General features: G+C 36.0%; 16 protein-coding genes. 15 read left to right on the top strand and 1 reads right to left on the bottom strand.

Features of this window, described 5'->3' with window-relative positions:
- Window positions 1-64: 64 nt before the first annotated feature.
- From EGI24_RS17045 to EGI24_RS17005, 9 genes are all read left to right on the top strand, one after another.
- The gene (locus tag EGI24_RS17045) at window positions 65-913 is read left to right on the top strand and encodes a hypothetical protein (RefSeq protein WP_255049748.1); all 849 of its coding nucleotides are present in this window, start codon (window positions 65-67) and stop codon (window positions 911-913) included.
- A 7-nt stretch (window positions 914-920) separates the two neighbouring features.
- A complete protein-coding gene (locus EGI24_RS17040) occupies window positions 921-1,778 on the top strand; it encodes an SDR family oxidoreductase (RefSeq protein ID WP_255049747.1) in 858 nt (285 codons plus the stop codon).
- Between the two features lie 214 nt (window positions 1,779-1,992).
- Window positions 1,993-2,451 (top strand): YciI family protein, encoded by a 459-nt coding sequence (locus tag EGI24_RS17035; RefSeq protein WP_255049746.1) that lies wholly within the window; start codon window positions 1,993-1,995, stop codon window positions 2,449-2,451.
- A gap of 266 nt (window positions 2,452-2,717) precedes the next feature.
- Window positions 2,718-3,101, top strand: a complete 384-nt coding sequence (locus tag EGI24_RS17030; RefSeq protein ID WP_255049745.1) for a VOC family protein — start codon at window positions 2,718-2,720, stop codon at window positions 3,099-3,101.
- The gene (locus tag EGI24_RS17025) at window positions 3,098-3,541 is read left to right on the top strand and encodes a DUF1801 domain-containing protein (protein ID WP_255049744.1); all 444 of its coding nucleotides are present in this window, start codon (window positions 3,098-3,100) and stop codon (window positions 3,539-3,541) included. The genes EGI24_RS17030 and EGI24_RS17025 overlap by 4 nt, the downstream gene beginning before the upstream one ends.
- Window positions 3,542-3,619: 78 nt before the next feature.
- Complete coding sequence (locus EGI24_RS17020; protein ID WP_255049743.1) at window positions 3,620-3,982, top strand: hypothetical protein; 363 nt, start codon at window positions 3,620-3,622, stop codon at window positions 3,980-3,982.
- Between the two features lie 34 nt (window positions 3,983-4,016).
- Window positions 4,017-4,469 carry a GNAT family N-acetyltransferase gene (locus tag EGI24_RS17015; protein ID WP_255049742.1) on the top strand — a complete coding sequence of 151 codons (453 nt, stop codon included), beginning with the start codon at window positions 4,017-4,019 and terminating at the stop codon, window positions 4,467-4,469.
- Between the two features lie 141 nt (window positions 4,470-4,610).
- Window positions 4,611-5,231 carry a dihydrofolate reductase family protein gene (locus tag EGI24_RS17010; RefSeq protein ID WP_255049741.1) on the top strand — a complete coding sequence of 207 codons (621 nt, stop codon included), beginning with the start codon at window positions 4,611-4,613 and terminating at the stop codon, window positions 5,229-5,231.
- A gap of 991 nt (window positions 5,232-6,222) precedes the next feature.
- A complete protein-coding gene (locus EGI24_RS17005) occupies window positions 6,223-12,741 on the top strand; it encodes a PAS domain S-box protein (RefSeq protein WP_255049740.1) in 6,519 nt (2,172 codons plus the stop codon).
- 340 nt (window positions 12,742-13,081) lie between these two features.
- Here EGI24_RS17005 and EGI24_RS22025 read toward each other — a convergent pair whose 3' ends face one another.
- Window positions 13,082-13,384: a hypothetical protein gene (locus tag EGI24_RS22025; protein ID WP_409035488.1), complete on the bottom strand. Its 303-nt coding sequence runs from the start codon at window positions 13,382-13,384 to the stop codon at window positions 13,082-13,084.
- Window positions 13,385-13,674: 290 nt separating this feature from the next.
- Between EGI24_RS22025 and EGI24_RS17000 the strand changes: the two genes are divergently transcribed.
- The 6 genes from EGI24_RS17000 to EGI24_RS16975 all read left to right on the top strand — a co-directional run.
- The gene (locus EGI24_RS17000) at window positions 13,675-15,537 is read left to right on the top strand and encodes a M6 family metalloprotease domain-containing protein (protein WP_255049739.1); all 1,863 of its coding nucleotides are present in this window, start codon (window positions 13,675-13,677) and stop codon (window positions 15,535-15,537) included.
- Between the two features lie 663 nt (window positions 15,538-16,200).
- Window positions 16,201-16,710 (top strand): VOC family protein, encoded by a 510-nt coding sequence (locus EGI24_RS16995; RefSeq protein WP_255049738.1) that lies wholly within the window; start codon window positions 16,201-16,203, stop codon window positions 16,708-16,710.
- Window positions 16,711-16,972: 262 nt separating this feature from the next.
- Complete coding sequence (locus EGI24_RS16990; protein WP_255049737.1) at window positions 16,973-18,328, top strand: PhoPQ-activated pathogenicity-related family protein; 1,356 nt, start codon at window positions 16,973-16,975, stop codon at window positions 18,326-18,328.
- A 298-nt stretch (window positions 18,329-18,626) separates the two neighbouring features.
- A complete protein-coding gene (locus EGI24_RS16985) occupies window positions 18,627-21,659 on the top strand; it encodes a metallophosphoesterase (protein WP_255049736.1) in 3,033 nt (1,010 codons plus the stop codon).
- A gap of 274 nt (window positions 21,660-21,933) precedes the next feature.
- Window positions 21,934-22,635, top strand: coding sequence for a hypothetical protein (locus tag EGI24_RS16980; RefSeq protein ID WP_255049735.1), 702 nt, complete (start codon window positions 21,934-21,936; stop codon window positions 22,633-22,635).
- A 487-nt stretch (window positions 22,636-23,122) separates the two neighbouring features.
- On the top strand, window positions 23,123-24,086 hold a 964-nt coding region (locus EGI24_RS16975), incomplete at its 3' end, for an amidase (protein WP_255049734.1).

Below are 24,086 nucleotides of genomic sequence, written 5' to 3'. Positions count from 1 at the left end.
AATACTCAAAATAAAAAGTTTTTTGTTATTTTTGGAAGACATATAATTAGCTAACCATGGTATCATGCAACAGTTTCACCCAAATCAGTCCAAAGTATTCTGCAATTTTTGGTCATATTATGATGTAGGTGCTTTTCTCCAAAACCTAGCAAAAATCATTATGAAAAGAAATATACACCTATTTGCAATTTTTACTACACTCCTATTTCAATCTTGCGGCCTTAAAACTGCAAAAGAAGTTGGACTACATTTTTCAACAGAAAAATCAAAACTACCGGATACGTTAAATTGGAAGGAAATCGGTTTTGCTAAAGAAATTATCAATCAAAAAGAATTGATAGTAGTAATTAGTGGTGGTTCAAATCCAATTCCATTAGACAAATGGGACGCATTTAAACCGACTTTTCCCTACACTAAAAACATTGACCGACATTTACTTTTTCAAAAAACGGCATTTTATCGTTCCCCCAATACAGAAGTTAATTGTAAAGACGCTGACTGCATAAAACAGCGTGAATATAAAAAATATACCTGGGTGGAAATGGCCAAACCAGTCTGTGTAGATTATATAGGTGGAAAAACCGATATGCTAAAACCCGAAAAAGGACATTTGGTAATAAAAACCATTCAAAAATGTCAAACAGTAATGTTTACCGATAGCATATTTCAAATGACCGACAATAAGGGAAATTATTATGTTATGCATGCAACGGAAACAGGCGAGCCGAGTTTAGACGCCGTTTTGCCCATAGGTTGGACATTGAAAAAAGTCATTTTGAAAGAACCTTTGATTATATCTCCTTTTGGGGGTGGTAATGAATGTTTCTACAATATTGTTGGAGACAATTTGGGACAAGGCTACCATCAATATATTTTTGCAGATAGTGTTTATCCTTCCAACGATATGAAATAACAATAAAATGAAAAAAGTAATTCTATTTGGAGCAACAGGAAATCTGGGAAAAGAAATTGCAAAGGAATTGGTTAAACAGGGCTACGACCTGACAGTTGTGGTTAGAAATGAGGCAAAAGGAAAGTCTTTATCAGACATTACTTCAAAATATATTGTTGCAGATGTTTGCCATTTATCAAATCTCGAAAATATTCTTAACAAACAAGAAATCGTCATTTCTGCTTTAGGTAAAAGTGTTTCTCCAAATGACCAAAGCAAGCCTACTTTTAAAGAGGTTGACTATACTGCAAATGAGAGCATCCTCCACCTGGCGACAAAGGCCGGAGTTAAAAAGTTTATTTACGTTTCCGCATTCCATTCAGAAAAATATTTGCATTTGGAATATTTCAAAGTGCACCATGACTTTTCTGAACTTCTTAAACAATCGGGTATAGACTATTCAATCATTAAGCCCCCTGCAATTTTTAGTGCGTTTATAGACATGATAGAAATGGCTAAAAAAGGCCAACTGGTACACATAGGCAAAGGCGATAAAAAAACAAATCCAATATATGAAGGCGACCTTGCCAAAATAACAGTGGATGCCATTCATAAACAAAATTGTGTTATTGAGGCTGGTGGTAAAAATATTTATACCAGAAAGGAGCTAAATGAAATTGTTCAAAAAGGGATAGACAATAAAAAAAGTATAAAGACGGTTCCGCTCGGACTTATCAAGATGGCATTACCGATGATTAAATTGTTTAGTAAAAACATGTATGATAAGTTTGCCTTTTTTATGGAAGTAATGCAACACGACACCATCGCTCCGCAGCTTGGAATGATGAGTTTTGAAGAATATATTAAATTGAAAGTAAATGGATAACCGAATAATGGCGGTAAAAACAAAGCCCGATTCTATCCGAAAACTTAGTTTCGCTTAACCATAAAAAGGATTTTTTGTTATTTTTGGAATATAAAGAATTCATGTTAGAAATTAACCGTTTAAAGCTATCATAAGAAATGTAAGGTATTTCATTTCTCGGTTTTCTAGATGAGTAACCATGTCAAAGTAACCTACAAATAAACTCCAAAATAAAATGAAGTCGATTTTTACTTTTATTATCCCAATTTTAATCTCCACGACAGCATGGGGACAAATTTCCAACTCCGCTTTTGACCAATCACTATCGGATAAATTGGGAGCTGACCAGTATGGCATGAAAATGTATGTTTTTGTGATTTTGAAGACCGGTGACAACAAAACACAAGAAAAGTCTTTTATTGACAGTTGTTTTGCTGGCCATATGGCGAACATGGAGCGATTATCTAAGGCAAATCAACTCATTGTGGCAGGACCATTTGGAAAGAATGAGGCTGATTTTAGAGGTTTATTCATTCTCAATGTGAAAACAATTAAGGAAGCTAGTGCATTACTTGAAACCGACCCGGCCATAAAATCAAATTTATTGAAGGTCGAGCTTTACCCTTGGTATGGATCAGCGGCCTTGCCAGAATATTTGGATGCTCATAATAAAATCTGGAAGACAAAACCTTAGAATTATCGATATTGATACGGCAACCTTCTGAATGATATGCACTTAGAATGGATTTTGTAAAGCCGTTAGTAAAATGAGTCTCGCAACATAAAATTTTATACGCACTTAAAAGTCTCCAGTTTTATTGTTATTTTTGGAATGCTAAAAAGTGTTCAGTTTCTCGATTTACACAGTTTAAAGATAAATCAATATTGTGTTACAGCTATTTTAATTGATATCAATTCTTTATGGGACGACTCGAGAAATATACCTTAACCGAAAAAAAAATGAGCAACAAACTGACACATTTTGCCATTCACATTGACGACATTGAACGAGCAAAGAATTTTTATGAGGGCGTATTTGATTGGGGATTCAATTCTTACGGACAAGCAGATTTTTTACAAATCAAAGCCGACAAGTCTGACAACGGTGAGCTAATTGGAGCTCTGCAATCAAGAAAGTTCTCACCTTTACCCGATAAAGTTATTGGTTTGGAATGCTCCATTGGGGTCGAAAATATAGATGAAATTATTGAAAAAGTAAAAAATAATGCTGGGCAAATCCTTATGCCCAAAACAGCCATACCCTACGTCGGATATATAGCAAAGTTCTTAGACACCGAAGGTAATTTAATCTGTGGGATACAATATGACCCTACTGCGAGATGAAAAGTTCACGACCTATCGAGCCAGATTTTGAATTCCTTTTGGACTTTAAAGACCAGCAATTAATTGACCTCTTTAAAGATTTGCGAACATATATTCTGGACCTATATCCCGATTGCAACGAGCTGCTTTATCATACCCATGCATTAACGGCGGTTTTTTCCATCTCAGATAAGCTATCAGACGCTTTTTGTATGTTGCCGATATACACCAATCACCTTAATTTGGGGTTCAATAAAGGCACATTGCTGAAAGATCCCCATAAACTTTTAACCGGAACAGGAAATTTAATTAGGCACATTGATGTATCGAAAGAAAGCGATTATAGAAACCCAGAAGTAAAAGCTTTGATTCTTGAAGCCATCACATTTGCCATTAAAGATATGGATAAGCCAACCAAATCAATCGCTAAGACCATTTCAAAAATTAAAAAGAAAGAATAGCAGAACTTTTCAAACCGATAAGCTAAACCAATGGTGAACAATAATTTACCTAATTGATAATCTAAAACGACCCTAGATATGACCTACGAAATACTAGCCCCAAATGTCTATTATACCGATATAAACGATGGATTGAATTTTTTTGTTGACTGTTTGGGATTTTCGATTGGCCACAATGAAATAAAATCAAAAGAACCTTTCTGCGTATTAGAAAAAGATGGTTTACAAATTTATCTCTTTGAACACGCCATTCTGGCCGGAGAGCATAATCCCGAGTTTAGGATAGTGACCAAAAATATTGATGATGTATATGCGAAAGTTTCTAAATCTCATCCTGAATTTCTTCATCCCATCCTCAGCAAGGTAACGCTTCGTCCTTGGACTGCCAGAGAATTCGCCTTAAGAGACCATCAGGTGTGTGTCATCCTACAAGAGTGGTAAAATCATTTAATTAAACACTGCAAAAATATAAGTAATGGAACTGAGAATAATTGAACGCCATACCGACAAATCTGATGACCTTTATTCGTCTGATGACTGCCAAATGCTCTTGCAATCGTATGACGACTATTACCAAACCATTGGTTTTAAAAAGCCATGGGTGGGCTACTTTGTGGTCAGGCAAAACCAGGTGGTGGGATCTTGTGGTTTTACTGGTCAACCGCAAGATGGAAAGGTCGAAATCGCTTATTGGACGTTTAAGGCATTTGAAGGTCAGCGAATTGCATCATTTTCCTGCCAAGAACTCGTTTCAATCGCTCGAAAAACGGACGCTACCCTTCTCATCACCGCCAAAACAGCTCCAGAACAAAATGCTTCGACAAAAATTTTGCAGAAGAACGGATTTCAATACGAAGGGATAGTTCAGGACCACGAAATTGGAGATGCATGGTTGTGGACATTACCAGCTGCAAGTGAATTTGCCTAGGAAGTTGGTGAAAGACACCGTAAAATGATTTGCTTGATAGCCGTAAAAATATTAATTTTCGGTAAAACCAAAACCTGAAACGATGGTGGACATCGTTAATCACCTTACAGTCGATAGAGGAAAGATAAATAAAAAATAAATATGAGCAGCATAATTTTCGACAGTGGAATATCACTGGATGGCTTTTTCGCAGGAGACAACAGAGGTCCTCAAAACCCCATGGGTGGCGTTTCGGGACAAATTCATGCTTGGATGTTTAACCAAAAAGCATTTTGGGAACACCTGGGATTGGAAGGAGGCAATGAGGATGGAGCGGATGGAAAATATATTAGGGAGACCATTGAACGAACAGGTGCCTATATTATGGGCAAGCGTATGTTTGAGGAAGGTGAAGCCGCGTGGCCCAATGATCTATACAAAGCTGATGTATATGTGCTAACACACGAAAAACGAGAACCTTGGGTGCAAGAAGGCAGCACCACATTTTACTTCATCAATGACGGAATAGAAGTTGCTTTGGAGAAAGCTAAGCTATCAGCAAAAGGAAAGGACATAAGAATACAAGGTGGAGCCAACACCATTCAACAGTTTCTAAATGCCGGACTCATAGACGAGTTTTTTATTCATATTTCCCCTGTTTTATTAGGAAGTGGCATTCGCCTCTTTGACGGCATGGAAAAAGAGCAATATGATCTACAAATTGTGGAAGTGATTCCGTCTGATCTGACTACGCATTTAAGATATAAACTGACAAAGAAATAGGCACATCCTTATCCAAAGAATATTTTCTTGAGATGAGTAAAAGGCGGATTTCGCAATCAGAGAGCTGCACTTAAAAAATTGTAAAGGGCAACAAGTGATAGGATTATTTCCCAAATTCGGAATACATGACCATATGGATAAACGCCACCATGCACTGGTTTCACGATTTATCCATCACTAAAGCACTATACCTAAGCTCCTTGAAACTTATGATTTTTCTAAAGCATGTGACCCATCCAGCGATTTTTCTAATTTTAAATCTTCGATATACACAAATATTAAATAGCCCTACATCCGATTGGGTTATCTAGCTCAAAGTGTATTAAACTTATTAAGAGGGGTCATTAAACCAATAACTAGTTATGAGATTTATTATCAAACACTTAACTTACTTATACAAAATAAATCAACCTTTTATAAAACCTACCGAAGTGAGGTGGCTTTAAAATAAAAGTCTGATTTATTTTTGTTTTAATGCGTATAAAATTGGTATCTTAGTTAAATATTCTATTTGTTTTCTTGTAAAACATATAACTATTACAATATTTCCAGTACAAAATTCATGGGTGAAGTTTTGCAATATCTTATTTTTTTTATCCTAGTTTCGATAGCGATTGTTCTTGTTTACATCATTTTAAAAAAATCATTTGCTAAAAATCGTACGATTTACCTCAATAACCTGGCAGATTTATCGACACACTATTATCGGTACCTATTATACTTTTGGGGTGTTGGCATATTTATTCCTTTCAGCGAACTTTATGTTGATTTATTTTCAGTTAGGGCTAAAAGCGAATTAATCTTTAGCCTTTTGGTTGGAGTGATTTGCCTATCCATAGCATATCTGAGTGATTATTATACCATTATAAAAAGAAATTTGTATAGGCTCTTTTTAATATTTTTTTCCATTTACAATTTAATAATTCTTTATAAAATTGCCACAAATAAAGGGATTGATTATCTTACCCTGACAGAGTTTACCATATTGAACATGATCTCCTATTATGTTTTTTACAAACTCAAATATTTTTATTTTTACTTTAGTGCTTGTTTGGGTATTCTATTATCCTATTTATTTTCTAACACAATTTCTTCAAAAGAATTTATCCTTTATTTTAATAGTTCGTTCATCGCTTTTATCATCAATTTTGTAATCCATCACATCGATTTAAATATCAAAGAAAATTTATTCTTTGCCTATAATTATTTTAATAAGGGTAATCAATTCATCATAGGCGTTAATCAAGATGGATTCGTAACCTTTGCCAGTAAAAATCTGGATGCTTTGTTGGGTCTAAACGCTAATGACTTTATTGGTAAAAAATGGGCATCGGAAGTTAAAGACCAATTAGGGTTTAAAAATAATGGTGATAATTCAACCATAAGTTTAGTATCGCCAGATGGTTCAATAAAAATAATAGCGTGGCAAGAAGATACTTTAAATAATGACTTAAAAATAAAAATTGGTCGAGACATTACAGCGATTAAAAGCTCCGAAACGCAAATTAGTATTTCCAATAATAGGCTTAAAAGTCTGATTTCTAACATCGGAGACATGGTATTTGTGTTGAATCTAGACCGGGTTTTCACTGAATATTATCAAAGTGAAAATGAAGAGGATTTGATCGTTCCACCGTCGTTTTTCCTCGGGAAAAAAATCAATGAAATTGGTTTCCCTGATGAAGCCCTTGATATTATTACCAATGCCATTGAAGTAACTATTAAGAAAAATAAAAAGACCTATGTAGAATATCATTTACCTGCTGACTTTGGTGTATTATGGTTTGGCGTAGTTGTATCACCATTATGCGATGATGCTGGCCAAATAAAAGAAGTGATTTGTATTGCCCGAAATATAACCACCAACAAAAATGATGAACTAGAACTCAAAAAGACAAAGGAAGTTCTTGAACAAACCAGCAAAGAGGCTCGGATGGGTGGATGGGAGTATGACTTGGTTAATCAAAGAATATTTTCATCCAAAATCACCAAAGAAATTTTTGAAGTTGCTCCCGATCATGAATCAAATTTTGAGCAAGTAGTTAATTATTTTGTAGAAGGTGAGCCACGAAATATACTTTTAAAGTCTTTGGGCTTTTGCATGAACGAAGGAATTGCATACGATTTAGAATTACCCATTATCACGGCAAAAGGCAATAAGCTTTGGGTAAGGGCAAAGGGTGCATCCGAATTTAGTAATGGTGTGTGCACACGTATTTTTGGTTTTGTTCAAGATATAGATATACAGGTCAAAGCAAAAATAGCTCTGAAGCAAAGTGAAGAAAAGTTTAGATATATAAGTGAGAATATTTCTGATGTTTTAATTGTCTTTGAAGGAAAAAAAGTATCCTATGTATCTCCTACCCATCGACAACAATTTGGGTATTCCGCCGAAGAAGCGATAGCCATTGCTGATAACAATATTTACGATTTCTTTCATCCAGATGATCATGAATATCTCGATAAAATCTATATCGAAGCTATTAAAAATAAGACGCCGAAAATAACCTATGTTTCACGTTTTTTACACAAGAATGGCTCTTACATTTGGCGAGAAGACTCCGTAAGCCTTATTTACGACGAACAAGGCTACAACACCATCAGACTGATTACCGCCCGAGATGTGAGCGAAAGAAAGAATCAGGAATTGGCAGACTCCCTTCGCCAGGAGGCCATATTTAATCAAAATAACATATTAATAAAGCTATCTAAATTCAGATTAAATGAAGGTGATTTTTGGAATGATGGTCTATTTAAAATCACAGAAGCAGCAGCTGAAGGGATTCAGGCAGGACGGGTAAGCTTTTGGCTATACAAAGAAGATAAAATTGATTGCATAGATCTATTTGTAAAAGAAAACAATACGCATTCCGTTGCAGAAAGCATTTTCGAAAAGGACTTTCCTAAATATTTCGAAGGGCTAAGGGGAGAATTGGCCATTATAGCCCATGATGCCCATACGCATATTTACACCAAAGAATTCTCTAAGGATTACTTGAAAAATACCCATATTAAGTCTATGCTCGATTTGCCGATCAATATCGGAGGGCAATTGGTAGGCGTGATTTGTTGGGAACATCAGCATGAAAACAAATATTGGACAGATGAGGACATTGCATTTGCAAAATCTATCGCCGATTTTATTTCTTTGGAAATTGAATCCGACAAAAGGTACAAGACAGAAAACGAATTAAAAAGAACCAAAGAGGTTTTAGAACAAACCAGCCAAGTGGCCAAAGTGGGTGCTTGGGAAATAGATGTACTGAACCAAAAAATATTTTTCTCTGATATAAATAAAGCCACTCTGGAGGCCCCATTAGATTTTGATTTGAATTTGGATACTGCTTTGGCATTTTTTAAAGAAGGCCATGACAGGGATTTGGTTTTTGATGCATTTACGCAATGTTTTAAGAAAGGCATATCCTTTGACATCGAGGTAAGAATCATCACTTTCAAAAACAATGAACGTTGGGTAAGGGCTTTGGGCCAAGCAGAATATGAAAATGGGCGGTGTAAAAGACTTTATGGAACTTTTCAAGACATCAATGAGCAAGTCCACCTTGTTCAGATCATAAAAGATAAAGAACAGCAATATCGTTCGCTACTTTCCAATATTTCTAGTGTAACCTTTAGGTGTACCCATGAAGATAGATGGACGATGATTTATATCAGTGACGCCATCGAGCAATTATCGGGTTTTCCTGCAGAAGATTTTATTTTTAACAAAAAACGAAGCTATTTAGACCTGGTTTACGCAGAGGATAGAAATTTGGTGGACGCCAATTCCAATGATAATGCAGAAGAATACGATATCGAATATCGTATTGTGAATAAATCCAATGAAATCGTATGGATTATTGAAAAAGGAAGAAGGTATTATGACGAAATAGAAAAAAAAGTGATGCTCGATGGAATCATTTCAAATATTACCGAACGTAAACAAGCTGAAATTGCACTTATAAAGAGTTATGAGGAACTTAAAAACACCCAGACGCAATTAATTTCTACCCAATTAGAACAGGAAAAATTTGTAAGTTTAGTTAAATATTCGGGTGCCATGATTGGCATGGCAGATTTTAGTGGCAAGGTTATTTTCCTAAATGAGAAAGCCAAACGTACCTTGGGTTATAACGATCCCGATGGAAATTTGATAACCAGAGATTTTTTTACGGATAAAGGCAAATTTTCACTAGACAATTCGATTATACCCACCGTATTTGAAAAAGGTATTTGGCAAGGGGAACAAGAGCTTATGAACCTCAACACCAATGAAATAATCATTACCGATTCAACTATATTTATCATTCGGGACCCGCAAAATAAAAAGCCTATCGCTATTGCTACCATTCAAATTGATATTACTGAAAGAAAAAAAGCAGAGGCCAAATTAATTGAAAATCAGAAAGAACTACTTTACAAAAGTGAATTACTGGCTGTGGTGGCCAGGTCTACCGAAAGGCTTTTAATCAGTACGAATATTGAAGACACCCTCTCTGATATATTCAACCTCATTGGAGATACCATTGGTGCAGATAGAATATACTATTTTGAAAATGATATTGCAAAAAACCTCACCAGCCAAAAAACCGAATGGGTTCGAGAAGGCATTATTCCCCAAATAGACAATCTTGAATTACAAAGTTTACCGCTAGAGCATTTTGCATTTTTCACTGAGGTACTTCTCCAAAATAAAGTATTCAAAAAAATCATTTCAGAAATAGAAGATCCAGAAGCCTATGAGCTATTGAGTAGCCAAGGCATTCTTTCTATCATTTTATTCCCCATCACCATCAAAGATAAATTTTTTGGTTTTATTGGTTTTGATGATTGTAGCACTGAGCAAATATGGTCTGACGATAAAATAAATATCCTATTTTCTTTATCGACCAATGTGGCTAATGCAATAGAACGCATCAACAATGAACGCATAATCAGAGAAAGTGAAGCCAATTTTAGGCAACTCAATGAAACCCTCGAAGACGTATTTTTACTTTTTGATATTGCTCAAAACAGTTATATCTATGTAAGCCCCTCTTGTAAAAGAGTACTCGGCACAGACCAATCCTATTTCTATCGTCCAAACGCATTTATAAATGATTTATTTATTGAAGACAATCAACCTAGCAAAGAACAGTTATTAGAAGACATATATAAAAACAACTCCTACGAGCTAGAATATAGCATAAAAACCCCTGATGGCGGCCTAAAATGGATTTTAATGAAATCCTTTGGTATTAGAAACGAACAAAATGAAATGGTCAGAATTTCTGCCATCTGTACCGACATTACGGAAAGAAAGAAGATCCAAAATGAAATCAAACAACTCTCTCTTGTAGCCGAAAAAATCACCAATGGGGTTTTAATAGCTGATATTAAGGGTAGGGTTTTGTGGGCCAATCAAAGTTTATTGGATATGATGGAAATAGATTTGCCCAATCTACTGGGGAATCGGCCAGCCGATTTATTTAATCCTAAATTTAGAGACTCCAATACCAAATCTGAAATACTTAATGGCAATAATTTTAATATCGAAATTGAGATTGAAACTTTCAAAAAAACAAAAAAATGGATAGAAATAGTTAATACCGCCATCAAAGATGACCAAGGCAATTTGGTTCAACAAATTGAAGTAATCATTGATATCACCGAAAGAAAGAAAGTAGAAAGTTTGCTAATTGAAAGTGAAGAACGTTATCGTTTTATTGCAGAAAGCACTTCAGATGGCATTTTTGTAATTGAAAATACCCGAATAATATATACCTCCCCTTCCTTTCAAAAAATATTCGGCTATACATTTGAGGAAAGTTACCAGCAAAGCAAAGGTAATCTCATCGATTATATTCACCCTGAGGATGCCGACTATTTTAGAAATAGTATCATTTACCACACGGGGCTTAAAAATGATAACTTTATATTAAAATATAGATCGCTACACAAAAATGGCAGCTATATATGGCGTGAAGATACCATAACCGCTATATATGAGGGAGATCGCGTTTTTAGATTTATAACGGTAGTAAGAAATATCACCGAACGCGTAAAAGTAGAAAAAGAATTGGTTGAAGAAAGACGCTTATTGCGTGCCATAATTGATAATATACCGGTGAATGTTTATGTGAAAGACAATGCATTTAAAAAGGTATTATCTAACAAAACCGATGTGCAGTTTGCAGGATTTCAAGACGAAAAAAGTGTTCTCGGAAAAACAGATTTTGAGTTGTACGATATGGATACAGCCCAAAATTCCTATGAACAGGATTTTCAAGTTATTCAATCCAAAGAATCCATCATTGGTTTAGAAGCTCCATTGGTAAAAAATAACGGTATAGAATCCTGGTTATTGGTCTCTAAAATTCCGCTGCTCAACGAAAAAGAAGAAGTAACCGGTTTGCTTGGCGTAAGTGTGGACATTACCGAACGCCGAAAATCTCAACAGTTGTTGTTGGAGAGCGAACGTACCCTCAGCAGTATATTGAATTCATTGGATGAGGTGGTTTGGGCCATCAGCCTACCAGATTCCAAACTCGTTCTGATAAGCAATTCATTCGAAAAAGTGTTTGGGAAATCTTCGAAAATCTGGAAGCGTAAATTATTGCTTTGGAAAGAGGTAATCTTACCCGAAGACAAATGGATAGGCGAACGCATTGAAAAAGAAATAAAAACGCAAGGTCAATCCTATGGCATATTCCGCATAAAAGATGCCCATGGTGAAATCAAGTGGCTAGAAAATACTGTAAAAGTGATTCGGAATGAGCAAAATGAATCGGTGATGATCATCGGAACCTCCATAGACATTACCGAGAAAAAAAATGCAGAAGATGCCCTCACCTCTGCCCAAGAATTGGCAGAAGAAGCCAACCGATCAAAAGCTGAACTAGAACTCAGAGCATTGCAAATGCAGATGAATCCGCATTTTATCTTCAATGCCTTAAATTCTATTCAGAGTTATATTCTTAACCAGGATACACTCACCGCTAACCTTTACCTGACCAAGTTTTCAAGGTTGATTCGTTTGTTTTTAGACTCTTCCAGAAGTAAGTTCATCCCTCTTTCTGAAGAGGTAAATCTGCTCACGCTTTATATAGAGTTAGAGAGAATCAGGTTCGACAATAAGTTTGAATTCGAAATACTGTTTGAAGGGCATGTAAACAAAAACATTGAAATCCCGACCATGATTTTGCAACCCTTTATTGAAAACGCCATCAACCATGGCTTGAGATACAAACAGCAAAAAGGACTATTGAGCATCAGATTCCAAAAAGAACCCAATTATTTGATTTGTACGATAGAAGACGACGGTGTGGGAAGGAAAAATTCTGAAATCATAAAGGATAAGCCCATTGAGGGCTATAAATCCCAAGGTTTGAAAATTACGGCGGAACGCTTGATTACCTATAACAAAATCAATGATGCCAACATCGTATTTTCTATCAGAGACAGAATTGAAGACCCCAACAGCCCAAGCGATGATATAGGCACGGTGATTGAAATAAGATTCCCAGAAGTATAAAGGACTGATTAAAAGTCCTATGTCATTGAAATAAATCCTATTTGCGGCAGGCCATTTCTCTACTACATCCACTTAGGTGTAGTAGAGAAAATTTCAGGAAATATTTTTTACAAATTTCATTCCTCCCTTAGCGTCTTGGTTTTTACCTATTTCATCTCAAAAAGAACCTCCAAGCCAGAAAAAAATAGCTCTGTTGACGAACAGTATTTAAGCCTAAGGACAAAAAATAGATCCTTACAAAAGCAACTACGTTAAAAAATACACATTAAAACCTCAAAACACTAAACAGGTAGCTCAACCCAAGAAAGCCAGCCACCCCAGTCTAATCCATCTCCTCCCATTAAAATTTCCTCCCCCCTCTAAAAACTTTTTCCGACACCCCGACAAAATTTTCCGCCCCCCCGACAAAGTTTTCCGACCCCCCGACAAACTTTCCCGACCCCCTAACAAAGTTTTCTGCCCCCCCGACAAACTTTACCGACCCCCTGACAAAGTTTTCCGCCCCCCCTACAACGTTTCCAGACCCCCTAACAAAGTTTTCCGACCCCACGACAAACTTTCCCGACCCCCTGACAAAGTTTTTCCACCCCCCGACAACGTTTCCCGACCCCCTGAAAACTATTCCCGAGAATATTAAAAACATTAAACATCCTATGCAAAAAATCATAAATGCTATATTTAAGATTAAGACCTGACCTTTTTAGGTATTTTGGTTGATTTTTGGTTTCAAGCAATCCAAAGTTAATCCGCTTTCAAAAATTAGAATGTATTAAACTTCAAAAGTTTTTTTTTGCTATTTTTGAAAAATAAGCACCCATGCCAAAATGCAACAGTTTCAATATATCACACCAAACAATGCAATAACTAATGCAATTTTTGTGGGTATTTAAGAATTGGTGGCCACCATAAATTAATTTTATAGACTTACTAAATATGAAGAAAATTTTCTTTTACTTATTGGTTATCAGTTTGCTATACGCAGGCTGTAAAAAAACTGTCGAAGTCTCAGCCCCAATACCCCCGCCCTCTCAGATTTCAATTTCTCCAACTTCGGGAGCTACAAATGCTGAAATCACCATTACTGGAAAAAACCTTACTGGGGCAACTGCCGTATCCTTTGGCGGATCTCCCGCCGCATCGTTTACGGTGCTTAGTGCCACTACCATCACCGCCAAAGTAGGAACCGGGGCAAGTGGCGATGTCAAAGTAACCACACCTACAGGGACAGCGAGTATAGCTGGCTTTAAATATTTACTGCCACCGCCCACTATTGCATCAGTTAGCCCCCAAAACGGCACCACCAACTCAACGATAAGCATTACTGGAACAAATTTCACGGGGGCTACGGCTGTTACGTTTGGTGGCGTTCAAGCCACATCATTTACGGTTATCAATGAGACTACCATAACTGCAGTAGTGGGAAATGGTGCAAGTGGCGATATAGTGGTCACTACGGCAAGTGGAAGTGCCAAAATAGCTGGCTTTACCTATCAATTACCTGTAGCTACAATAACATCGGTAAATCAAAAAAACGGAACGGCTAATTTGACAGTGATCCTTACGGGAACAAATTTCACTGGGGCTACTGCGGTTTCATTTGGAGGGCAGCCAGCAGCTTCTTTTACAGTGGCCAATGCGACCACTATCTATGCCGAAATAGGCACTGGTAAAAGCGGTGACATAACGGTTACTACACCTGCTGGCTTGGCCACCTATCCAGGTTTTGTCTATTTCAATCCGGTAGTTACAACTTGTAAGTTACAAAATACGGTTAATGACAACGTCGTCATTGGATTCTCAAACAGGGCCCTTCGACCAGCTACTTCGGGTATTGTAAAAATAGGCGTAATTTTTGTTGATTTTAATGACGCTGTTGCTACCAAAACACCAAAAGAAATATTTGACGCTCATATTTCTCCCGTTGCAGAAGATTTTTATCAAAGCGTTTCTTACGGTAAACTAAAAATAGAATTTGAGCCAGCTTTTCAATGGTATAGAATGAGCAAAGCTGCAGCTTCTTATGTACCTTTTAATACTTTCGCAGCACATAAGACTTATATTCAAGAAGCGATAAGTTTAGCAAATGCTAATGTAGATTTTTCAAAATATAGTTCTGTGCTCGTGGTAAACGACCCAAAGAATAGCCCTTCTGATATTGGACCAGCGTTTCAGTCGAATCACCCAGGCAACAGCATACCTGTTGATGGTGCCAGTATCCATAATGGCGTTACTTCTGGAAGAGACATGGCGTTTTGGCCAAAAGGGCTTTGGTTTTGTCATGAATTTGGGCATAATTTAGGACTGCCTGACCTCTACGCTTTCACAACACCCTATCATAAATATGTTGGTGAGTTTGGGTTGATGGGAACCCAAGGTGGTAAATCTCCTGAACCTTTTGGATGGGAACGCTGGATATTAGGCTGGATAAATGATAATCAAGTGGTTTGCCAAGGTAATGTAGGAAATGGAGCTGTTACGTTGACGCCTATCGAAAGTGTGGGTGGGGTTAAAATACTAACCATACCGATTGACAATAAGGCCACCATTGTGGTTGAAAGCAGAAGGGGGATCGGCTTTGACAAGAATTTGATCAAAGAAGGTCCTTTGGTGTATTTAGTAGATGCCAGTATTCGGACAGGTAACGGGCCTTTAAAAGTACTGCCCCTCAATGAAGCAGATCAAACAAAATACCAAGCAACCATGAGCATTGCTCAAACCATAACTTATCAGGGCATAAGCATAACCTACACGGCCAAAACTGAAAATGGAGATGTGATTACTTTTGAGAAAAAATGATCATAGGTCCATATAGATAAATGGTGAAAAAACGGAAGTCACCCACCTTGTATTGATGAAAGACTGGAGGAGCTAAGTAATTCAGCTTTTGAAATTCTGCTTGGCATTGTACAAATGTTCAACTTCTGTATTTCAAATTCCAGTCCTTCATAAATACGGTTTTCTTATCCATCCCCCTACTTTGCTCTTCGGCATGTTCTGAAAGTCAACGGCTTACGAACTTTGCGAGCGAAAGCTCTGTCGAAGCGAGATGGTTTAAGATTTGTAATCCTAATCATCTAAATTATTTCTTAGATGTATACCATTCCCAACCTCCGCCAACGTTTCCTGACCTCCTGAAAACTTTTCCCGAGAATACTAAAAACATTAAACATCCTATTCAAAACTACCATAAATGCGATTTTAAGATTAAGACCTGCCCTATTTATTTATTATTGTTGATTTTTGGATTCAAGCGATCATTAATTAATCCGATTTCGAAATATTGGAATTGATTAAACTTTAAAAAGTTTTTTTTCTATTTTTGATAAATAAGTACCCAAACCAAAATGTAATAGTTTCACGATATAAAACTAAACAATCCGAAAACTACTGCAGATATTGTGGGTATTTATGAATTGGTGGTCATGCTTCGTCTTCACTTTGTAAAAAAAATATAAGCCCATGATAAAGTCTTTCCTGCTTGTACTCCTTTTCTTTAACGCATCCTTTTCGATAGCACAAAAAAAAAGTACTGCTTGGTATAACCATACTTTATTGGATGTTAAGAATTTGGAAAGTAGTGTAGATTTTTACACCAAAGTTTTTCAGGCGGACACGATACAATATCCATTTGCTCCCAGCCCTCAATACATTGTAAAATGGTTGAAATTTGATGAGGGTATTGAACTCCATTTGTCACAATGGGTCACCGATACCACTAAAATTATCAGTGACGTACCTTCGGCACCCAAATATGTAGGTTTTGTACACCTAGGTTTTATGGTAATTTCTATGGATGCTTTTCTGAAGAGGCTAATGGAAGTAAGCAGCGATTACAAATCAGGCAAATACAAGCACCCAATTATTGACAGAATGCCCAACGGTGCGAAATCTATCGAGATTAAAGACCCTGATGGAAACGAAATACACGTAATAGAAGCAATGCCTGCAAACGGTAGCACGAACCGCTAAAAGGGGTTTGGCGTTATCGTTGGAACATCAGCTGTAGTACGCTATCAAATTTGGTTTCGGCAGTACTTTAATAATTTAGCTTTTTTGCTATCTTCAACTTTTAAAACAATATTGGGTTTCAGTTGTCGGTAGACGTTTTTCAAATATCCCTAGAACGCCAAGCCATTTACTTTGGGCATCAGCCTACAAAGAAATCCAACTAATTATGAATACTAGACATTACCTTATTAAACCAATATTATTTCAACCAAAATTATAAACTATGAAATTTAGCCCTAACAAAACTGCTTTGCTTTTTGCATTTTACTTGATTTCGATAGCTGTTGTACTAGCTCAAAATACCACTACGCCACAAACCGCCTTGAAGAATTACCTCCAAAATGGCGATAAAACTTATCAATGGGAATTAAAAGATTCGGTGGAATTAGGCAATGTAAAAGGCTATCATTTGCTTTTGACTTCGCAAAAATGGCGTGAATATACTTGGCGACACCAATTGACAGTTTTTATACCTAAAGAAGTCAAATACGATGGTGCGATGCTTTTTATTGATGGTGGTTCCAACAAAGATGAACAACCCAATTGGAGTGCAAACAATGGACTTTGGCCTATTCTATCCGGTATTGCAGAAAAAAACAAAGCGATTGTAGCCGTCATCAAGCAAGTTCCCAATCAGCCCTTTTATGGCGACCTGACCGAAGATGCTCTGATTTCTTATACTTTAAATCAATTTAAGCTATCCAAAGATTATTCTTTCCCTTTGCTTTTCCCGATGGTAAAATCGGCCGTGAGGGGTATGGATGCGGTGCAAGAATTTACAAAGAAAAAAGCCCATATTACTATCAATAATTTTTTGATTTCTGGAGCATCAAAACGTGGTTGGACCACTTGGCTTTCGGCTGCTATTGATGACCAACGCGTAAAAGCCATTGCTCCGATCGTAATTGATATGCTCAATATGCCGGCAACGCTCAATTATCAGTATGAAACCTACGGTGAATACAGTGAGCAAATTGATGACTATGTAAAACTCGGTATTCCGCAAGGCACCGCCACCGAAGACGGCAAAGCCATCAACGACATGATTGACCCTTTTTCCTATCGCAGCCATTTGACCGTTCCAAAAATGATTTTTATAGGCACCAATGACGAATACTGGACCATTGATGCCATCAAGTTTTATTATGATAAAATCCCAGGTAAAAACTTGATTCATTATGTGCCCAATGTTGGGCATAATTTGGGTGGAGGAAAACAGGCTTTTGAAGCTTTGAGTGCTTTTTTCGGAACGACGATCACGAATAAAGCATATCCCTTGGCGACGTGGAAAGTTGTGCCAAGCCATGGAAATATATCATTAGAAGTAAGTCCTGTGACGACTGATTTGGTAGGAGCCACACTTTGGCATACCACCTCTTCCGACAGAGATTTTAGAAACAATTTGTGGTTAAGCAGAAATATAAAATTGGATAGCTTGCCAGATATTCGCGTTATGGTTCCTTTTCCAAAAAAAGGTTTTCAAGCATTTTATCTTGATTTAAAATACAAAGACCCCCATGGAGGAACCTACACGACAAGTACAAGAGTATATGTAACAGACGTAGAAAAGGTTTTATAGGACATTAACTAAGACCTTTTTTATCTATGCTACTTCAGAATTTGGCGAACTACTTGATGCTGTTAGGGAAAAGGGCGAACGCATAAAAGGGGGTCCGCTTTCTTAATATTAGAATGGATTATACTTTAAAAGTTTTTTACTATTTTTGATAAATAAGTACGCAAGCCAAAATGCAACAGTTTCAAAATATCACACCAAACAATATAAAAACTACTACAATTTTTGCGGCTATTTATAAGCTATTGACAATTAAAAGACAAAACAGCTCCCAGAACAAATATACCTTAATAATACACATATGGATAAAATTACGATAATACAGATTTCAGACATTCATTATGAATTTAATGAGCCGGAAACCCAAGGTTTAATACTATCTTCCTTCTTCATCGATTTGGACACTCAATTAGACCTAAATAATAAAGACAACACATATTGTGTAATATCAGGTGATTTAGTTAATAAAGGAAATTCTGAGAAAACCTATAATGATTTCTATGAAAATTTTATATTGAAAATTTTAAAGAGAGTTCCAATTCAAAACATTTTTTGTATTCCAGGAAATCATGACCTTAATAGAAAAGAAATTGAAGATAACCTGAAAGATCATAACGACATTATAGAAAAAGAGTTTACTGAAACGGGCTTCAATAATTTTATCAAAGAAGAAGACAATATTATACATAATAAATTTAAATATTACAAGAAATTCTATCTAGATAAATTGCAATCATCTAATTTTAATTTGAATGGCTTTCCTGAGATTATCGCTCCTGAAATCACATTGTATTTTTTAAACTGCTCTTTACTTTGTTATGGTGGACTTAATAAAATCAATGACAAAGGAAGACTAAAGATTGAAACTTCAGGATTAAATGAGTGGATAAGTGAAAATCAAGGAAGAACCAAAATATTGGTTATGCATCATCCACTTGAATATCTTACCTCGTTTGCAAGAAATGAATTGAATGCAATGCTTAAAAATGGAATTGACATAATTATATCAGGGCATATTCATGATCAAGAATTACTACATTCTTATGTTTCAGACAGCAGTGGTATTATAAAGTTAGGATCACCACAATTATTTTCCAATAAGGCAGATCTTAATGGTTATTCATTAATAAATTTTGAAAACAAGAAAATCGAGTCAATATCTTATCGAGAATGGGTGCCTCGCCAAAGAAAATTTATGGCAGGTCAAAATTTTTCTGGGACAGAAAATGGCAAATGGAATTTCAAACGTAATGAAATCACTACAGATGATTTTATTTTTATGAAACTCAACTCTAATTTTCAAAAAGCAATGAAATCATACTCTCAGTCTCCAAAATGGGTTGAAAGGTACTTCACATCTAATTCACCGAATAGCTCCAATAAGTCAGAAAGTAAAAAATTAGACTACATAAATATAATAAACAGTCCTAAGAATTATCATATAATAGCCGCTCCCCAATTTGGGTTAACTTGCTATGCTCAATATCTCGCATTAAAAGCTTGGGAAATTAAAAAAGAAAGTTGGCTTTATTTGGATACCCATAATTGGACTTTTGGCAAATATCATTCTGATCTTGAGGACGCCTTGACAGATTTAAATATTGAAGATACTTCTGTTAGATGCCTATTACTTGACCATTGGAAAAATAACACAAGAGATTCGAGAAAAATAATTGAAAATATTCGAAGGAAATTCCCAGAGGTTCCAATAATAATTTTCTCAAATTATCATGATAATATCGTTCTTGAAGGTTTGGATTCTGAAGAAAGTCATGAAGGCTTTAGTCAGATATATTTATGTGAATTAAATCGACAGGGATTACGAAACATTGTTAAGGATTTTAATAGTATTCACGAAATTGCTGAAGAAAATCTCATATTACAAAGACTTGATGTTGATTTAATTGATCTCAATATTCACCGAACTCCAATTAATTGTATTCAATTATTAATTGCTTTTCTCAGTGATTTTGAAGACAGACCAATAAATCGATCAAAAGTATTTAAAAATGTTTTAAAAGTAGTATTTGATAATCCAGGAAACCTATTTTATGGTGATACCATTGATGAAGATAACTGTGGCTTTATTGTTGGGTATTTCTGTGAAGAACTTCTTAAAAACAATCAAGAATCATTTACAGAATCTCATTTTTTAAATTTGACAAAACCCTTTTGTGAAAAGCAACATAACACGACAAATGTTAATGACTTATTACAAATCTTAAAAAACAATCAAATCATTGTAAATTTCAATGGATCTTTACGGTTTAGATTTTCTTATTGGATATATTATTTTGCTGCTCTCAGAATGAAATACTCAGAGGAATTTAAATCCTACATGTTAGGTGACAAGCATTCATTATACTATCCTGAAGTCATAGAATTTTATACGGGAATTGATGGTAGGTCTGAAGACATTGTCATAATGTTAATTTCAGATCTAGATACGCTATCAAAAAAGGTTCATACTAAATTAGAAATAACGGGGGATATTAATCCTTACAAGGATATTAAATGGGCTCTAAATGAAACCGTGAAAGGGATGACTCAAGAACAGTTGGAACAAAACATTCAGCAGTCAGGCATTTCAGAAGAAATTAAAGACATAGTAGCAGATAAAAACTATGATAGTGTCAAACCATACACACAAACTATTTATAACTATTTTGAAGAATATGATGTCAAAAATTTAATGTCGCTTATTAAATCATCATCAAGAGCTTTGAGAAATAGTGAATTTGTAAAGCCTGAGTTAAGAGAGGAATTACTCAAGAACATTACTGTAGCATGGAAAGCCCTAATGAGAGCACTTTACTTAATCTCACCAGTTATGGCCAAAAATGGTTTTGGAGGAGTGGGTGGTGCAAGATTTAAATTATCAGAAGACTTTCCAAAGGAATACAATGAATGTTTAAAGAGTATATTAATCGCTATGCCTTTCAATTTAAACATTTGGTTTAAAGATGACCTTTTCTCTGATAAATTAAGAATGCTTTTTCGTGATTACAGAACAAGAGAGACAGACTTAACAGTTAAACATATACTAGCTTTAATGGAATGTTATACTAGACCAAAAGGATGGAAGAAGTCCATATTAGATTACATTGGAGAAATTGGTAAGAATTCATTTTATCTAGGAAATTTATATACAAATCTAAGGACTACCTATTCGACTGGCTTTTTGTCGTCTCCAGAATTAAAGGACTGTGAATATTTGATAAAAGCTTGTTGGATTAAACATAATAGTGGAAGTCCAAAACCTGGAATTGATACAGTTGCAAAAGTACCTGACAACATTTTACCACAAAGAGACAATAAAAAAATAGATGGGTAATAGAATAAATATTATTAACATCCGCTCTTCCTTTACTTTAACATCCGCTCTTCGACATGTTCCGATCGGGCATGTCGAAGCGAGATAGTTTAGGATTTGTAATCCTCTATTTCTTTTTTTGTATTATTGTAGTTCCATTGCCTTTATTAAGCATACCTTTTTGTCGGATTGTAAATCCTCCTTATCTTGCTTCGACATCGGGAAGATGTAGAAGAGCTAAAGTTGCATGTTTGAACGTTGCAAAATGATTTTTTTATATTATAGTTAAATCAAAATGAGTAAACAAAGTGCATTGAATAAATGGTTTAAGAAACCAACATCAATAAATCTATTGATTAAAATTTTTTCACTTCTAACTATACTGATAACTCTATTATTCTTAATTGTGGTATTCAAAAATACTAGTTTTGGATTCAAGGATTTTGATCCAGAAGTAACAGGGCAAATGGGAGATTTTTTTGGAGGAGTAGTTGGGTCATTATTAACGTTCATAAGTTTTCTTTTTATATTAAAAACTTTTGAAGTTCAACTTGCCGCTGTAGAACTCCAAAAAACGGAAATGTTAAGGAATCAAGTTAATCATATACATCAATACATTGAAAATCAATGGGCAGAATTTGAGCAAAAGGTTGATAAGGACAATTTAAAGAGAATTGATATTTATTTAGAATTGTATAAATCTCGAAATTTTAATAGTTTAACTTTTGAGGTCCAAAACAGCGGCAAAAAAGTAGTTACTAATATTAATCTTTTGTTGGTTTTTTTGAGCCAATGTAAAGTTTTAATCAAAAGAGATTTTGTTCTCGATGAATCAAATAAGAATGAATTAAAACTTTATGTTAATGCATATACAAGTCAAAGTAAAGTTTTTTTCAAATCTATTGAGAGTTTTGATTTAACGGAATTAGAAGGGTATGGTTGCTATAGTACACTAGTTGAAATTAATGAGTTATATAACAAAATAGAAAATATTTGAGAAAAATCCTGTCCTATATAGGTTGAAAGGTACGGTGCAAATTGGCATTGTACCTTTTTTGATATATAATGAATATTTGTGAGGAAGCGATTGTTAATCCGCTCTTCCACATCTCCCGCTAGGGCATGTCGAAGCGAGATAGTTTAGCATTTGTAATCCTCTATTTCCTCAAAAGCATTTTCTAAATTTTCAAAATTCCACCACCTTAATTTACAAACCTTTTTGTCGGATTGTAAATCCTCTCCCGAAAGCTATCAGGACTTGCTTCGACATCGGGAAGATGGCGAAGTACCCAATTACAAACACATCTCCAAATTTAAAATCTAAAAAATCTGTATCAAATCTGTGTTTATCAGTAAGCAATATTTATATTCACTAAATAAAAGCTTGGCTTGACAGCTATAGCATGCCACAGACCATGGAAACTAAAAACGAGTAAGCCTAAAACCAGCCATTGTAAGCCATCATTCTAAAAATTTCAATAAAAATGAAATCAAACAAACTTCTTTTTATACTTGCCATCGCAATGGCTTTTTTGGGGCTTAAACCATCGGCTGTTGCACAGCATTTTTCGCCCAAACAATTACAAGAAGCCACCATTTCCAGCTTGCATACGGCTATGCAAAATGGTAAACTTACCGCCGTGGAGCTGGTGCAACTTTACCTCGACCGAATTAAAGAATACGACAAAGACGGGCCGTTTATCAACGCCCTTATTATGGTGAATCCCAAAGCTTTAACCGAAGCCCGTAGGCTCGATTCGCTTTATAAAGTTACAGGTAAATTCATAGGTCCGCTTCACGGCATTCCGATCATCGTAAAAGATAATTACAATACCTTCGACATGCCCACGACCAACGGTACGCTGGCCATGAAAAATTCTATCCCGCCCGCCGATGCCTTTGTGATTCAAAAAATAAGGGAGGCCGGAGCCATCATCATTGCCAAGTCCAACCTGGCCGAGTTTGCCCAATCGGGCAACTTTTCGGTAAGTTCCATTCTGCCGGGTTACTCTCGCAACCCTTATGATACACGGCGTACCACAGCAGGGTCAAGCGGTGGAACAGCCGCTGCCGTGGCGGCAGACTTTGGCACCATTGGCTTGGGGACCGACACAGGTAGCTCGATCCGCGGCCCGGCTGCTCACCAGAGCTTGGTAGGGTTTCGTTGTACACTCGGCTTAATCAGCCGCAACGGTATTGCCCCCCTCGCTCTGACCAATGACATGGGTGGCCCCATTTGCCGAACGGTGGAAGATGCCGTGCGGGTACTCGACGTCATAGCGGGCTACGACAAAGCCGATTCCGTAACACGGCTAAGTAATGGTAAAATTCCAGAAAGCTATAGGGCTTATTTAGATAAAAATGGCTTAAAAGGAGCCAGAATTGGCGTTTTTAGGCAGCTTTGCGATCCTGCCAAAGCAGACTCCCAAGTGGTGGCTTTGTTTAACA

Source organism: Lacihabitans sp. CS3-21 (assembly GCF_024343675.1).
In the GTDB taxonomy this organism is placed as follows: domain Bacteria; phylum Bacteroidota; class Bacteroidia; order Cytophagales; family Spirosomataceae; genus Leadbetterella.
Note: the sequence above shows the minus strand (reverse complement) of the source record. Positions and strands in the feature narration are given on the sequence as shown.